The organism is Streptomyces sp. PSU-S4-23 (genome assembly GCF_055632315.1).
Genome location: NZ_JBVMUU010000002.1, coordinates 5624987 through 5640133, shown reverse-complemented (window position 1 = coordinate 5640133; position 15147 = coordinate 5624987). Strand labels below are relative to the sequence as shown.

Annotated in this window: 11 protein-coding genes; 4 read left to right on the top strand and 7 right to left on the bottom strand. The window is 72.4% G+C overall.

Features of this window, described 5'->3' with window-relative positions:
* Nucleotides 1-43 precede the first annotated feature (43 nt).
* From ACZ79I_RS25875 to ACZ79I_RS25865, 3 genes are all read right to left on the bottom strand, one after another.
* The gene (locus ACZ79I_RS25875) at nucleotides 44-880 is read right to left on the bottom strand and encodes a serine/threonine-protein kinase (protein ID WP_471499859.1); all 837 of its coding nucleotides are present in this window, start codon (nucleotides 878-880) and stop codon (nucleotides 44-46) included.
* Nucleotides 877-2706: an ABC transporter ATP-binding protein gene (locus tag ACZ79I_RS25870; protein ID WP_471499858.1), complete on the bottom strand. Its 1830-nt coding sequence runs from the start codon at nucleotides 2704-2706 to the stop codon at nucleotides 877-879. The genes ACZ79I_RS25875 and ACZ79I_RS25870 overlap by 4 nt, the downstream gene beginning before the upstream one ends.
* Nucleotides 2707-3049: 343 nt before the next feature.
* Nucleotides 3050-4285: a PAS domain-containing protein gene (locus ACZ79I_RS25865; protein ID WP_471499857.1), complete on the bottom strand. Its 1236-nt coding sequence runs from the start codon at nucleotides 4283-4285 to the stop codon at nucleotides 3050-3052.
* Nucleotides 4286-4511: 226 nt separating this feature from the next.
* On the opposite strand from ACZ79I_RS25865, the gene ACZ79I_RS25860 reads away from it, so the two are divergent.
* The gene (locus ACZ79I_RS25860) at nucleotides 4512-4724 is read left to right on the top strand and encodes a YgaP family membrane protein (protein WP_471499856.1); all 213 of its coding nucleotides are present in this window, start codon (nucleotides 4512-4514) and stop codon (nucleotides 4722-4724) included.
* 281 nt (nucleotides 4725-5005) lie between these two features.
* On the opposite strand, the gene ACZ79I_RS25855 is transcribed toward ACZ79I_RS25860, so the two are convergent.
* Nucleotides 5006-5947, bottom strand: coding sequence for an RNA polymerase sigma-70 factor (locus ACZ79I_RS25855; protein ID WP_471499855.1), 942 nt, complete (start codon nucleotides 5945-5947; stop codon nucleotides 5006-5008).
* Between the two features lie 169 nt (nucleotides 5948-6116).
* On the opposite strand from ACZ79I_RS25855, the gene ACZ79I_RS25850 reads away from it, so the two are divergent.
* The gene (locus ACZ79I_RS25850) at nucleotides 6117-6602 is read left to right on the top strand and encodes a carboxymuconolactone decarboxylase family protein (protein ID WP_471499854.1); all 486 of its coding nucleotides are present in this window, start codon (nucleotides 6117-6119) and stop codon (nucleotides 6600-6602) included.
* A 256-nt stretch (nucleotides 6603-6858) separates the two neighbouring features.
* Here the strand turns inward: ACZ79I_RS25850 and ACZ79I_RS25845 are convergent, their stop codons facing one another.
* On the bottom strand, nucleotides 6859-9246 hold the full coding sequence (locus ACZ79I_RS25845; RefSeq protein WP_471499853.1) for a hypothetical protein: 2388 nt from the start codon (nucleotides 9244-9246) through the stop codon (nucleotides 6859-6861).
* A gap of 206 nt (nucleotides 9247-9452) precedes the next feature.
* Between ACZ79I_RS25845 and ACZ79I_RS25840 the strand changes: the two genes are divergently transcribed.
* Nucleotides 9453-10490, top strand: a complete 1038-nt coding sequence (locus tag ACZ79I_RS25840) for a hypothetical protein (RefSeq protein ID WP_471499852.1) — start codon at nucleotides 9453-9455, stop codon at nucleotides 10488-10490.
* An 80-nt stretch (nucleotides 10491-10570) separates the two neighbouring features.
* On the opposite strand, the gene ACZ79I_RS25835 is transcribed toward ACZ79I_RS25840, so the two are convergent.
* Nucleotides 10571-12751, bottom strand: a complete 2181-nt coding sequence (locus ACZ79I_RS25835; RefSeq protein WP_471499851.1) for a DEAD/DEAH box helicase — start codon at nucleotides 12749-12751, stop codon at nucleotides 10571-10573.
* Nucleotides 12752-13059: 308 nt separating this feature from the next.
* On the opposite strand from ACZ79I_RS25835, the gene ACZ79I_RS25830 reads away from it, so the two are divergent.
* Nucleotides 13060-13254, top strand: a complete 195-nt coding sequence (locus ACZ79I_RS25830; RefSeq protein WP_471499850.1) for a hypothetical protein — start codon at nucleotides 13060-13062, stop codon at nucleotides 13252-13254.
* A gap of 225 nt (nucleotides 13255-13479) precedes the next feature.
* On the opposite strand, the gene ACZ79I_RS25825 is transcribed toward ACZ79I_RS25830, so the two are convergent.
* The gene (locus tag ACZ79I_RS25825; protein ID WP_471504790.1) at nucleotides 13480-15060 is read right to left on the bottom strand and encodes an IS1182 family transposase; all 1581 of its coding nucleotides are present in this window, start codon (nucleotides 15058-15060) and stop codon (nucleotides 13480-13482) included.
* Nucleotides 15061-15147 lie beyond the last annotated feature (87 nt).

The following is a 15147-nucleotide window of genomic DNA, read 5'->3' as shown; positions in this document are numbered from 1 at the left end:
GGCGCTCGGGAGGCTCACCGGCGGGCGCTCACCGGCGGGGCGCTCACCGGCGGCGCGAGGGCAGCAGCGCGTCGAAGGTCTCGGCGAGGCGGCCGATCGTCGGCCGGGCGGCCGGGTCGGGTTCGAGGCAGGCGTCGATGACGGCGGCGAGCCCGCCCGGCAGACGGCGTCGGGTGCGGACGAGCGGGGCGCGGTCCTTCAGCTGGGGGTACCGGTGGTCGCCGGCGGGGAAGGGGATGTCGCCGGTGGCGGCCTCGTACAGGGTGGCGCCCAGGCCCCACACGTCCGCGGCGGCGGAGAGCGTCCCGCCCCGCGCCTGCTCGGGGGCGAGGTAGCGGGGCGTGCCGATTCCGGCGTTCGCGGGGCCAGGCGGACGGGCCACGCTGAGGTCGAGCAGTTTGGCGCGCCGGCAGTCGACGACGACATTGGACGGCTTCACATCCAGGTGCAGCAGGCCGCGGCCGTGCAGGTAGTGCAGTGCGGAGCACAGGTGCAGGCCGAGGAACGCCAGGTCGGTGGCGGACAGCCGGTGCCGCAGGCGGTCGATGAGGTGCGCGACGGTCTCTCCGGCCAGCGTCTCCAGGACCACCAGCGGCTCGGGGGCCTCGACGGTCTCGTAGGCGCGGACCAGGTGCGGGTGGGTGAACGACTGGAGCCAGCGGCCCTCGCGCAGCAGCCGTTCCCGCAGCCGCCGTTCGTGGCGGCGGTCCGGGCGCAGCACCTTGACCACGCACCGGCACTCGCGCTCATGGCTCCATGCGTCGTACAGGTCGAGCCAGCCGGTCCGCGCGAGGTGCGCCAGGACTTCGTAGCCGGGGGCGGGGGCCGGCCCCGGAGGCAGGGGCTCGGCCGAAGCCGCCCTCGGGCGCGGCCGGCTCATGGGACGGCCTCCACCGCGGGTGCCCGGGCCGTGACGGCGTGCAGCCGGGCGTAGGCGGCGCCCCGCGCGAGCAGATCGTCGTGTGTGCCGCGCTCCACGACCCGGCCGTGATCCAGCACCAGGATCTCGGTGGCGTCCCGGACCGTGAGCAGGTTGTGGGAGATGACGATCGTGGTGCGTCCGGTCATCAGCCGGCGCAGTGGCTCCATGACGCGCCGGGCCGACTCGGCGTCAAGCCCGGTGGTCGGCTCGTCGAGGACGAGTACGGGCGCGTCGCGGATCATGGCCCGGGCGATCGCCAGACGCTGGCGCTGGCCGCCGGACAGCAGTCGGCCGCGCTGGCCCACGACGGTGTCGTAGCCGTCCGGGAGGCGGGTGACGAAGTCGTGCGCGTCCGCGGCCCGGGCCGCCGCGATCATCTCGTCCTCGCTCGCGCCGGGACGGCCGTAGAGGATGTTCTCCCGCACCGTGCCGTGCAGGACGAGCGTTTCCTGGAGCACCACGGCCACGTTGGCACGGACATCGGCCGGCCGCAGTTCCCTCAGGTCCGTGCCGTCCAGCCGGACGGCGCCGCGCGCCGGGTCGTAGAAGCGCAGCAGCAGTTTCACGGCGGTGGTCTTCCCCGCTCCGCTGGCGCCGGCCACCGCCAGGACCTGACCGGGCGACACGCGGAACGACACCTCGCACAGCGCGGGCCGGTCGCTGTCCGGATAGGTGAAGCCGATCCCGTCGAACTCCACCTCGCCGCAGGCGCGTTCCAGCGGCACGACGGCGGCGGGTTCGCTCACCTGGGGGCGCTGGTCGAGCAGTTCGATGATGCGCTCCGCGGAGGCGGACGCCGAGTAGAAGGTGTTGTTCAGGCGGGAGATGCCACGGATCGGGCTGTAGAGCTTGCTCAGCAGGCCCACGAAGACCAGCAGTCCGCCGAGGGTGAGGCGGCCCCGCGTGAGTTCCCAGGTGCCCAGGCCCAGGACCGACAGGGCTCCGGCCACCTCGATGAAGTCGACCAGCGGCCCGAACACGGCCCGGATCCTGGCCGAGGCCATGGTGGCGCGGTAGCGCCCGAGGTTCTCCCGGTGGAACCGGCGGTGCTCCCACTCCTGTTGGTTGTACGCCTGCACGAGGACGACGTTGCCGAGCGCCTCCTCGGCGACCGCGCTGACCGCGCCGCTGCGCCGACGGCGTTCCCGGGACGCGGTCCTGGCGAGCCGGGCGAAGTGCCGGGCCGCCCACCAGAACAGGGGCACGACGACGAGGGCGTAGAGCGTCAGTTCCCAGCTCAGATAGAACAGCAGGCCCAGGAAGACGCCGAGTCGCATGGCGTACCAGAGGGCCCGGGACACCCCCGAGAGCAGGAACGTCTCCACGGTGTCGACGTCACCGGTGACCCGGGAGAGCACGTCGCCCAGCCGTCGCCGCTCGAAGAAGCCGAGTGGGAGGCCCTGGACGTGCCGGAACACGTCCGACCGCAGGGAGAGCAGGAAGCGCTCGCCGACCCAGGTGGTCGTCACGTCATCGGCGAACGACAGAAGGCCCGACGCCAGGCTCAGCCCCACGTACAGTGCCGCGATCGGCAGGAAGGGGCCCAGGTCGCGCGGGACGAGGACGTCGTCCACCACCACTTTGAACAGCCAGATCTGGGCCGCGTCGACGGCGGGGCCGATCACGCAGAAGGCCAGGATGAGCAGCAGCCAGCGCCGCCCGCCGCGGGTGTAGGGCCAGAAGCGGCGGAACACCTCCCGTGGCGGCACCGGGGGCGCGGCGGCGACGATCTGTTCGTCCGTCCCCTCGACGACGGTGAGGAGCCGCCGCACGGCGGATCGCACGCCCCGGGCCCCTGGACGGCCGGGAACCGGCCGGTCCTCCGGGCCCTCCGGGCCCGGAGGCGCCGGTGTCACCGGTGATCCGACCTGGTGTCGGTGTGGCGATCGCCTCTGTGGTGGTCGGTGTTCGTTCCTCTCCGCGTCGTGTTCGTGTTGCGCTTGTTGTTGCCCATGGCAGGAGCCAGGTGCCCGAAGAGCGACATCTCGTTCCCTCCTCCATGACGGTTTCGCCTTGCGGGGATGCGTTTTGATCCATTTTATTCCTTCACGCCGAGGTCCGCGCTCCGTGCGGGAGCGCCGGGGTCCGGCGGCCGGCGGTGTCACGGCCAACCGAACTGACGGTATGTCAGCCGCGGGTCCACGCCGAGGAGTCGGGGAGCGCCTGCTCGCACCAGATGACCTTGCCGCCCGGAGTCTGCCGGGTGCCCCAACGCCGGCTGAGCTGTGCGACGAGCAGCAGGCCGCGGCCTCCCTCGCCGAACACCCGGGCCCGGCGCACGGGCTCCGGACACCGCCTCGGGGACGGCGGGCACGTCCCAGGTGACGACCTGGTCGGCGTCGAGATTCCCGCCTCGGACTTGGTCCGGTACAGCCCGGAACTCCCCGTCGCCAGGCAGCGGGCCTGTGCCGAGTTCGCCGTGACGACGTCGACGTCGCCGATCCTGACCACGGCCTCCGGCTCGCCCTCCCGGACGGAGCGGTGCGCCACCTGGCGCACCACGGCCCCCGTGACCGGTCCCGGCGGCGGCTCCTCGCCGCTGAGCGGCGCCTCCACCAGGTCGACGCTCACGACGTCGGCGAGCCGGGGCACCGCCAGATCGGCCAGTTCCTGTCCGGTGCGCATCACGTCCAAGGTGCTGCCGATGCAGGTGCCGGCCTCGTTCAGCAGGGCCAGCCGCTCCCGGGCGCCGTAGTGCTCGGTCGAGTCGATCACCGTGGCGCACAGGCCGATCACCCCGCCGGCCCGGTCGCGCAGCGGCGAGGCGGAGGCGGTGAAGCACCGGTCGTGAGCGGGATCGCCCTTGGTGCGCCCGCGGACGAGGACACCCTCCTCCGCCCGCCCCGTCTCCGGCACCCGGCGCATCCGCGCCTCCCACTCCGAGACATCGGTCCCACTCAGGACGGCGGACAGGGCCTGCCCGGCCCGTTCCTCGTCCGGGACGCCGGTGATCCGCCGCATCGTCTCGTTCTGCCGCACGAAGCGCAGGCGGGTGTCGTAGACCGTCACGCCCACGGGGCACCCGGTCAGGACCCAGCCGGCCAGCGCCCGCTCCGCCGCGAGCCCCTCCTCGCGCTCCCGGAGCAGCAGCCACAGCGGTCCGGCGCGGTCGCCGCCCGTGCATCGACAGGCCGCGACCGGAACCCGCAGACGGCGGCCGTCCCGGTTCCGGAGCTCGGCCCTGCCGTGCCACTCGTCCGGGCCGGCCGGCCAGTCGGCCGGCACCCCCGGCAGATCGGCGGCCGAGCGGCCGACGGCCTCCGTGGCATCACGGCGGACGAGCAGGGCCGCGGCGGCGCTCCACGCCACGACACACCCCCGCGCGTCCGCCACGGCCAGCGGCGCGACGGGGTGCTCCTCCATCACTCCAGAGTCGCCCCGGGCCCGTACGCAATCAACCAGGAGACGGGCCGGGCGACGACCGGCGCGTTCGGGACCGAAGTCCCCGGGGTGGGGCCGTCCGGCCCCTGTCGTGCACCCCCGCCGAGGAGGAACCGTGTCCCACGAGGCTGATGGAGCGGCTGCGGCCAGTGCTTCCGGGGGCCGAGGGGGATCCGACGCCCGTTGTGACAGGGAGAGTGAGACGAGCATGCTGAATTTCCTCGGCAGCCAGAACGGCCGCGCCGTGCGGGCAATCCTGGGTGTGGCCTTCATCGTCATCGGCGCCACGCTGGGCGGGACCTGGTGGGTCCTGGCCGTGGTGGGCCTGCTTCCGCTGGCGACGGCCATCCTGGACGTCTGCCTGGTCGCGGGGCTGGCGGGCCGGCCCGTCTCGGGCAAGGCCCTGCGCGCCGGACGCTGAGCCCCACACCACCGGGCCGAACACACCTCGACACACCGGCTCGCGCCCAGCGGCGGTACCGCCGCTGGGCGTCCGGCGTCGGCAGGGGGCGGCTCGATCACGCCGCCCACGAAGGTGGCCCAGCCAGCGTGTTCGCGCTCAGGCACCGGCCGGTCTGCCGGCAAACGAGCGGGAACCCGCGGCCCGACGCACTCCGGACCGTCCACGACGCGGTCGGGTCCGCGCAGCTCCCGGTGCCCGCGGCGCCGTAGACCCGGGTCAGGCACTCGCCGGGCCCGGTGTCAGCGGCGCAGGGTCGTCTCCTGCCGCATGTGCGACAGTTTCTCGGGGTTGCGCACGGCGTAGAGCCCGGTGATGAGGCCGTCGTCGATGCGCACCGCCACCACCGTGTCGAGCGCGCCGTCCAGCCGGACGATCAGGGCCGGATGGCCGTTGACCTGAGCCGTGCGCAGGGACGCCGCGGCACCGGCCCTGCCCAGCCCGGCGGCCAGCAGGCGGGCCACCTTGCCGGCCCCCACGACGGGCCGCAGGACGGCCTGCTTGACTCCGCCGCCGTCGCCCAGGAGGACGACGTCCGGCGCGAGGACGTCGAGCAGGCCCTGCAGGTCACCCGTTTCGACCGCCCGCCGGAACGCATCGAGCGCGTCCCGGGTCTCACCCGGGGACACGGCCCCGCGCGGCCGGCGCGCCGCGACGTGTGCCCTCGCCCGGTGTGCGATCTGGCGCACCGCGGCCGGGCTCTTGTCGACGGCTTCGGAGATCTCGTCGTACCCGAGGCCGAACACGTCGCGCAGCACGAACACCGCCCGCTCGACGGGCGTGAGCGTCTCCAGCACCAGCAGCATCGCCATCGAGACGCTGTCGGCCAGCTCCACGTCCTCAGCCACGTCCGGCGTGGTCAGCAACGGCTCGGGCAGCCAGGAACCGACGTAGGACTCCTTGCGGCGGCCGAGCGCACGCAGCCGTCCCAGCGCCTGGCGCGTGGTGATCCGGACCAGGTACGCACGCTGGTCCCGCACCGTGCCGAGATCGACACTCGCCCACCGCAACCAGGTCTCCTGCAAAGCGTCCTCCGCGTCGGCGGCCGAGCCGAGCATCTCGTAGGCGACGGTGAACAGCAGGTTGCGGTGCAGCACGAACGCCTCGGTGGCGGCGTCCGTGCGTGCGCCGTCGGCGGGCCGCCCGGCCGTGTCCTCTGTGCGATCGCTGCGCCGGCTCTTCACGGGCTGCTCCTGTCCGCTCTCGACGATGTCACGCGCACAAGACGCCGGTCCCCGCCGCTCTGTGACAGCCATGAGCGGTGGCGCACGTCACACGGCCGTCCCGTCACAACGGGCGCGGCCCCGGCATCTCGTGGTCGTCCAGTGCGAAACCACGAGTGAGGACGACGTCATGGACGCCCGATTCGACCTGTTCGACAACGAGATCGCCGCCAGGTTCGCCAAGCGGTTCGCCAACGCGGGCCTGGTGATCCACCAGTCACCGCTGCCCCGGTCCACGCAGGAGCTGGTGTCGCTGCGCGCCAGCCAGATCAACGGCTGCGGCTGGTGCATCGACATGCACACCAAGGAGGCCGCGACCGCCGGTGAGACCGCGGTCCGGCTCAACCTGGTCGCCGCCTGGCGCGAGTCCACCGTGTTCACCGAGGCCGAGCGGGCCGCGCTGGCGCTCGCGGAAGAGGGCACCCGGCTCGCCGACGCCCACGACGGCGTGTCCGACGAGACCTGGGCCCTGGTACGCGAGCACTACGACGACGACCAGATCGCGGCGCTGGTCTCCCTAGTCGCGCTGATCAACGCGGCCAACCGGCTCGCCGTGATCGTGCACCAGAAGGGAGGCTCCTACGAGCCCGGCGCGTTCGCCGCCGCGCTCACCTGACCGGCGGACGCATCCGCCCCGGCCCGGGACCCTCCCGCCCGGCGCCGAAGCCCGGACCGGACGTGCCTGCGCAGCCACCAAGTGCCGGCGCCACCGGGGCGGTTCACCCGGACACGGGCGGTTTTCCCGGCCGCCCGCGTCGAACAGCAGTTTCACGGCCACCGTCGCGCCGTCGGTGCGGACCGCGCCGGCACGGTCCACGGCCCCGTACCCGGCGGGTTCCGGGTACGGGGCCGTGGGCCTGCGTTCCGTCAGGTCACCGTGCGGTGGTCCTGTGGCGGCGCATCCACCACACCAGTGCTCCGCCGACGGCGATGATCGCGGCGGCGATGCCGATGATCAGGCCGACCGGGAGGCCGGAACCGGTGTGGGCGAGGTCGCCACCCGGTTCACCGGGCGGTGTGCCGGGCCGGCCCCCGCCGGTGGGCTGGGCGGAGGGGCCGGGTGCGGGGGTGGAGGGGTGGCCGGTCGGCTTTCCTCCGCCGGTGTGGGTGGGGCTGGGGGTGGGGGTCGGCGTGCTGCCGCCGCCACCGGACTGGGTCTGGTCGCCACCGCCGAGAAGGACGGTCCTGGCGATCCTGTCGGGTCCCGTGGAGGTGTCGGCGCTGTCGGTCTGGGCCTGGACGGCGGTCTTGGTCGACGTCTTCAGGCGTGGGTGCTGCGCCTGGAACTCGACGCGGGAGACGTTGCGCTTCGGGGCCTTGGAGAAGTCGACCCCGCCCATGACGCACGTCTTCTGCTGACCGGCGTACTCGCACGGGTAGGAGTAGTCGCCCTTGGTGTAGGACGTCATGTAGTCGTCCCATGTCTGCTTCGGCGTCCACGACCGGTTGGGTGCGCGAAGGGGCCACCGGGCGATGTCGTCGCTGTTGATGACCGACCGGTAGTCGGTGGCCTTCCGGGCGTCCTCCTGGCGGACGTACTCGGCGGCGACACGGGCGCTGTAGACGCGGCGCAGGTCGGCGTAGCCGGGGCCGCTGTCGATCTTCTTCTCGATGTCGGGGACGACGTACTGCCTGACGAGGGCCTCGCCGGTCTTCTCCTGGTCTTCGGTGAGGTCGCACTTCCCGTTGGGGTTGGGGTGCTCGACGACCAGATGAGCGATGTTGACCTTCAGGGGCGCGTCGAGGATGTAGAGGCCGTCGTCGTCGGCACGGACCTTGGCCTGCTTGGGCACGATCCACAGTCGGATCGAGGGCGAGCAGGGCAGACCCGCGGCCTGCGCGGCGTCCCAGAACCGCTTGCCGACGCCCTGGCGCGGGTCCATGTCACGCGCGTAGTCGTGCTTCATCTGAAGGTCGGCCTGGAGCAGGACACGTCCGGCGTCGGTCTTCCCGAACTCCTTGTCCATGATCTTGTCGGGCTGGTCGGGGTTCAGGTTGACCCAGAACTTGTCCGGCGTCAGGGCGAGCCAGGCGAAGAAGCTGTCGGAGATGAGCCGCGCCTTGGCCTTGCCTCCCCACCCGTAGTCGGGGCTTTCGTCCTGCACGCTGTCGGCGGAGAAGGCGTACGGCAGGCCCTGGCCCTTGACGGGCCTGCCGACATAGGCGAGGTCGAGGGTGGTGAAGTCCACGCCGCCGGGGCCGCGTACGCCGACGCCGCGGGGCCCGTCGGCGCCGAGGCGCTTCAGACGTTCGGCCAGGTCCTTCGGGGTGGGCGGGGACTGGTCGATCGTCCGGGAGGCGCCTCCGGCCATGCGGTTGCCGCCGACGGAGAAGTTCGGGTCGCTCCTCGTGACGCCCTTGACCGGGGTGTAGCGGGGAACGCTGGTGGAGCGGTGCTCGTAGGCGGTCACGCGGGGCCGCCCTTGGCCGTCCACGCCGTAGGTGTCGGCCAGGCGGCCGAGGTAGTTACGGGTGGCGCTGCTCTTGGACTCGCCGTTGACGTAGGTGACCCGGGCGTTCCGGCGCTGCGGGTCCTCCAGGAACATCTTGTTGGCGTAGTCCTGCTTGGTGTCGCGGCCGGGACCGGCCTTGAACTCCAGGAACTTGTCGTCCTTGTAGTTCACGGCGTCGAACTTGCGGACCAGCGGCTTCATCCTGCCGGTCTTGGGGTCCCTGACCATGATGGTCTTGCCGTTCTTGTCCTTGATCTCGACCTCTTCGTTGCACAGCCAGTCGGGGCCGAGCAGGCCGAGGTCCTTGACGACCTTCTTCTCGAAGGAACTGCCGCGCCGGTTGTTGTTGTTCGGCAGGATCCACGCGTCGGACAGCCACTTGTCGAAGCTTCCGTAGCGCGTGTCCTTCCAGTTCTTCCCCTCCATGTAGTCCCGGTACTGGGCGTACACGCGGTTCGGGGTGTTCTCCTTGTACTCGGTGTACGGCTTGAGCCCCTTCAAGAACGTCTTCTGCTGCTCCGGCGTCCCCGGTGGAAGCGTGAGCCCGTCCATGGCCTGCCGCGGGGCGTCGAAGTCGTAGGTGTCCCACGCCCGCGGCTCGCGGACATGGATGTTCCGCTCCCACGGCTGAACCGGGTTCGGCCGGCCGGTGAGGCCGTACTTCTCGTCGCAGCGCACACCCTTGTCCGCGTACGCCGTCCCCGACAGCAGCGGCAGCCCGGTCACGGCCAGGGCACCGGCGGCCGTGACCGTGAGGACGGTCCGGGCAAGGGGACGCCGCGGGCGCGCGGCTATCGCTCGTCTCATGGTGATCTCCGTCGGGAGCCCTGACGGTGACATGGCCTGCGGCGCCCCAGAGCCCCCGTCGCGTATGCGGCGCCGCCCGAGTCCCCACGCTATCCGCCGACTTCCACAGCGGTCACACAGATTCACGGGTGTGTCACACGTCAACTCCCCATGCCCACAGGATCGTTACTCTCCCGTGTCGAGCCTCTCGCCTACGCTTGCCTGCCGTGGACGCGATCGACACACCCGCCTGGGCCGACAACCCCCGGCTGAACCTGTGGCTGCGCACCCAGGCCGCCGCCTTCCCCGCCTGGGCCGCGCAGATCCCGGGACCGTGGGACTTCACCACCCACAGCCTGGGCCGGCTCGAAGCGGAGATCAGACGCCGCTATCCCAGCCGCCAGGCCGCCGACACGGACCGCGGCAGCACGTTCCTGACCGTCGCCGCCTGGTACACCGGCGAAGTCCACGTCCGCAACTACGGCGCCGTCTGGCGCTGCGCCCCCGAACCCGCACCCGGTCCCCGTCCCGGCGTCGAACCCCTCGTCGAGCCCCTCGTCACACTCCCCAAGGACGTCCTGGACGACGGGGAGTTGGACGACCTGCGCGCCGAAGAAGCCCGGTACGAGGACGACTTCCCCCGCTGCAACCCCTGCGATGCCGTGGTCAACGCCGCGCGCCCCGGCTCCTCGGGCCACCTGGCCTCGTTCCTCCACGGCTACGCCCCCTGGCAGTCCGCCGTGGACCGGGCCGTGGCCCGGGCCCGCGAGACCCCCTCCCAGTCGCCGGGCAGCCGCCCCCTGCCCGACGCCCCGGCCCCCGTCGACCCCGGGCCGCCCGGCGCGAGCCTCGCCGCGTGGCTGGCGGGCCAGGCGGACGTGCACCCCCAGTGGCGTGAGGCGACCGGCCGTCCCGACGCCTTCGACTTCACCCCCGCCTCGCTCGTCACGCTGGAAGGGGTGCTGCGCGAGCGGGTCGCCTCACTGACCGGCACCGTCGACCTCTTCGACGACCCACTGTTCTACTGCGCCGTCTGGTACCTCGGCGAGACCGTCTGCCGCACCACCGGCGCCCGCTGGATGCCCCTGCGGGGGAACACGGACGTCACCATGGACCGGCTCGACCGGCTCACCGTCGCCCGCGTCGGCCGCCGCATCGGGCCGCGCACCGAGCTGACAGCGGCCCTGCACCGCTGCGTCCGCGGCGTCCACCACCCCGACGACTCCTACCAGCCGCTCGCCGGCGTCCTCGACGCCTACCGCTGAAGGACGCGCTCCCTCATGCCCCGCGTCGGCCGGTACCGGGCCCAGGCGCCGTGGCGTACACCGCCGTCTCCGCGCGTGCCCTACCGGACCTCTGCGGGCTGTCCGTCGGTCATGCCCAGCCGGGCCTGTTCCTCCTCGACGATACGGCGGGCCATCTCCGCGTCCGACACGTCGACGGCGTCCGGGGTCGCCTCGGCCACCGCGCTGCGGCGGGCGTAGGCGTCGAAGATGCGGGCCTTGTTCTCCAGCATCCTCACCATCCGCTCGTCCACTCCTCCCGCAGCGAGGAGGCGGTGCACCCGGACCGGCCGGACCTGCCCCATGCGATGGGCCCGCGCCACCGCCTGGTGCTCGATGGTCGGCTTGACCTGGGGCTCGCAGATGATCACCACGGAGGCGGCCTGGATGTTCAGCCCGACCCCCGCGGCCTGGATCTGCGCCAGCAGCACCGCGGGGCCGGACACGTCCGCGAACTCGTCGACGAGCAGTTGCCGGCGCGTGGGCGGTACGCGCCCGCTGAGGGGTCCGAGTACGGGGCCACCGCCTCGCACCCCGGCATCGAGGGCAGCCTTCACCACCCCCAGGACGGCCCCGAAGTTCGAGAACACCACCACCTTCAGCCCGTTCTCCGCGGCCTCCTGGACTATTTCGCCCAGCCGGACGAGCTTGGCGGACTTCTCGGGGCGCGCGTACGCCGCCCTGCGCATCGCCATGAAATTGCCGGCGCGCACAGCCTCGCGGTAGGCCGCCTCGTCCGAGGCGCTCAGCTCCTCCCACTCGTCCGTGTGCTGGAGGCCGGGCAGTTCGGTCAGCACGTCCGCCTGGTTGCGGCGCAGATAGACGGGGGCGACCGCCTTCCGGAAGGCCACGGACCCGGCCGGTCCGTCATGGCCGCCGAGGCGTTCCGCCACGCCGGAATCGAGCATCCGGACCAGGCTGCGGAACTCGGCGACACGGTTCTCCATCGGTGTGCCGGTCATGAAGAGGACCCGTTCGCAGTGCCCGGCCCACCGGATGACCGCCTGGGACCGCAGGGCCTTGGGATTCTTCACCCAGTGCGCCTCGTCGACGACCAGCATGCCGACCTCTTCCCCGCCCGGGCCCGGAAATCCGCGCAGGGCCTCGAAGGTGGTCACGGCGACGCCGCCCCGCTCCTTCCAGTCGGCGAACGCGTCCTGCCGGTCCGGGCCGTGCAGGGGGGTGACGCGCAGTGCGCTGCGGGCCTCGATCTCCCGCGTCCAGTTCACCAGGACGCTCGCCGGGCAGACGACCACGAAGTGACTGTGCCCCTCGGCGGACAGATGCGTCAGAGCGGCGATGGCCTGGATGGTCTTGCCGAGCCCCATCTCGTCACCGAGGATCACCCTGCGCTGAGCGAGGGCGAAGCGGGCGCCGAACGCCTGATACCCGCGCAGCGACACCCGGCAGCGCGAGTCGTCGAGGTGCTGCCCCCGCACGCGTTCGGCGATGTCGTCGGGCAGGAATCCCTCGGCGGCGGCCGTGTCGGGAACCCGGCGGGAGACCTCGGCGAGCAGGCCGTAGTACTCGGCGGAGCGCAGTTCGAAGTCGGCCCAGGCCGCGATGTCGGTCGAAGGCCCGCGCAACAGGTCCACCGACGCCTGAGCGAGCGACTCGGCGGTGCCCGCGCGTGCCGCCTCGTCGGTCACCGCACGAATCCCGTCGACGGCCTCCAGCGCGCGGGTCCTCCCGGCCCGTCCGGCCAGCAGCATCCGCAGGCGCCCGGCGACGGGCTTGGCCTCGGCCAGCAGCGGGCCCAGCCGCTTGGACAGGGCACCGGCCGTCTCCACCGCGCGCCGGGCCTCCGGTCCGGCTTCCACCAGTACGTGCAGAGCCATGACGAGCGCCGTCGTCTGTGGCTCCGGCCTGTCCACATCGATGTGCACCGCGACGGTCTCGCCGGCGGCCTCGGACAGCCGGCGTGCGGCGGCGGTGATCTGGTCGGCGGTCCGCTGCCCCACTCCGGGGATCTGCCGCAACCGGTAGGGGCCGGCTTCGAGCACCTCCCTGACCGTGCGCAGTCCGCTCTTCTCGACGTTCCCCAGCCGCAGCCGTCCGCCGGTGACGTCCTGGAGCCGGGCCACGGGAACAGTGGCGAGCGCCTGCTCCACCGCCGCGTCGTGCATCGGCTTCAGTGCCGCCCGCACCGCTTCGACAGCCCTGTCGTGGTCGCCGACCAGCGACCGTGCCGCCTCGTGCAGTCGCGCTCCTCTCGCGACCGCGTCCCGCTCACCACGCCCCATCCGGCCCCCCTCTCATCGTGCCCCGCGTCCTCCCGGTCCTCCCGCCGGCCGGCGTGGCCCGGCTGAGCGTGGTGCCGTCGGGGTCATGGCGGAGCAGCGGGCCGCCGCCGTCGTGGACGGGCGTCGTGCCGCCCGCGGTGCCTGTCGAGGATAGTTCGCAGAACCGACGGGTGGCCTCCGCCGCGGGTCCCACTGCGGGCCGTGCACGGGGAGTTGACGGCGCGCGTATGGTGAAGGGGAAACGCATCAGCGCCCGCCCCGGGTCGTGAACCGGGCGGCCCGAACGGGGGAAGAAGGGTGCGTGCCCGATGACGATCGGGCTCCTCTCCACGATTGCCGCGGTCTTCTACGGGGGCACGGTCTCCGTCCTCGCTCTCACCGCGACCTTTGCCCGGCGCCGCACGCTGCGGCGTGAGGCACGCAGCACCCTCGCCGTCCTGGTACCGGGGAGGGCGGTGGAGCCGCGGCAGGGCGACGGCGTCGCGGCAGGCCCAGGCAGCTAGTGCCGCGTCAGTCAAGGTTTGCCCGTTAAGGAGCGGCGTCCGGTGCGTGCTCTCGGCGTGCCGGCCGGAAGTCCTCGTACTGGACGTACTTGGGCTTTCGGCCGGTGCGGCGAGAGTGCGTGCCGGGCGTCGCGACGGGGCGAACCTTGGCTGACGCGGCACTAGAAGGCTCATGAAGATCTTGGGTGTGGGGCTGTCCGGCCGTGGGCGGGCAGTCCCTGTTCGCTATGGGGTGGCTGGGGCGAGTTGCCAGTGGCCGCGGGTGTGGGTGAGTCCGAGGTTGATCAGTCGGCGGAGGTTGAGGGCGGCTGCTCGGGTGTGGAGCCAGGCGTTGTTGGCGATGGTGCCGCGGTAGCGCAGGCGGCGGTTGCCGTGGTGGACGAGCCAGGCGACGGCGCGTTCGACCGGTGGTCGCCAGCGGCGGTAGTCGGCTTGCCAGTCGGGGTCGGTGGCGGCTTGGTGGCGGGCGGCGGTCTGGAGGTCGTGGTGCGGGCGGATGGTCACCACGCGTCCGGCCTTGGCTTTGGTGCACCGCTCGCGCAGGGGGCAGCCGGTGCACACGTCCTTGAAGGAGGCGGTGCGCTGGTCGTGCCGGCCGCCGGGTGCCGAGAGCGGGACGGTGTGCCCGGCGGGGCAGGTCACCAGGGCTGCGGTGGTGTCGATGGCGAAGTCATCAAGGGTGAAGCCGCCGGGGACGGCGGGCCGTAGCGGGGCGGGTTTGAGGAACAGTCGGTGACCTGCGCCATCGTGTCTGTGGCGGGCGTCGCCGGTGGAGTAGGCGGTGTCGCCGAAGACGTCCAGTGGGCTGTCCTCGTCGGCAAGCAGTTCCAGGCCGACGGCCGCCTCGTGGTGCTCGGGCCCGGCTCCGGGCGTGAGGGCGACGGCGGTGTATAACCCGGTCTCCGGCTCGATCGCGAGGTGGGCTTTGTACCCGTCCTGCTGGTGGGTACGGGTTTTGTGGACGTGCCGGGATTCGGGATCGACGGTGGAGAGCGTCCGGTCGTAGGCGGTGCCGCGGGTGATGCGCCAGCGCCCGTCACGGCCGTCGGAGTCCTTGGCCGGCTCGACATCCTGCCCGGCGACCAGGGCCAGCAGGCCGACCGCGTTCGCCGCCTTCTCGCCCAGCTCCTGCTCGGGCAGATGCCCCAGCAGCCTGAGCGCGTCACCGACCAGGGCATCGACGAGATCAGCGCGGGCCTGCTGATCGTTCCAGGCGATGCGGGGCTTGCCGGGATCGGTGTAGTCGTGGGCGGTGCACTGCACGGCCGTCACCTCGGCCGCGCCGGGAACCTCGCGGATCACCGCGCGGACGGCAGCGATGATCTGGGTGACGGTGTCCTGCGTGGCGACCGCGTCGTCCAGCACGGTCGAGTCCAAAGCCCGCCGGTGCTTGCCCTTGAGCACCCCGGTGGCCTTCACCACCTCCCGCACGGCCTCGAACACGCGGTTCGGGCGCACCGAGCGAGACAGCCGACGGCGGAAGTAGGCCAGCAGCGACGCATCGAACGCCATGTCATGCAGGCCCAGCCCGCACGCGGCCTTCCACCGCAGGTCACACCGCAGTTCCTGAACCGTCTCGAAGTCCGACAGCCCATGCAGGGCCTGCAGCGTGATCGCCGAGGCAAGGATCTGCGGCGGCATGCTCGGCCGCCCGTTCGCCGAGGGGTACATGTCCGCGAACATCTCCGCCGGGAACAGCGCACCACGGTGCTCGGCCAGGAACGCGAACACACTCCCTGCCGGGATCAACTCCCGGCAGGTCTCCCACACATCCGGCCCGACCGTCTCCCCGGCCCATTCCCCCATCACCACAAAACGAGTCTGGCCCCACCGCTCACGCGGCGGGGCCAGAACACCAAGATCTTCATGAGCCTTCTAGGCGGCCACGGCGAA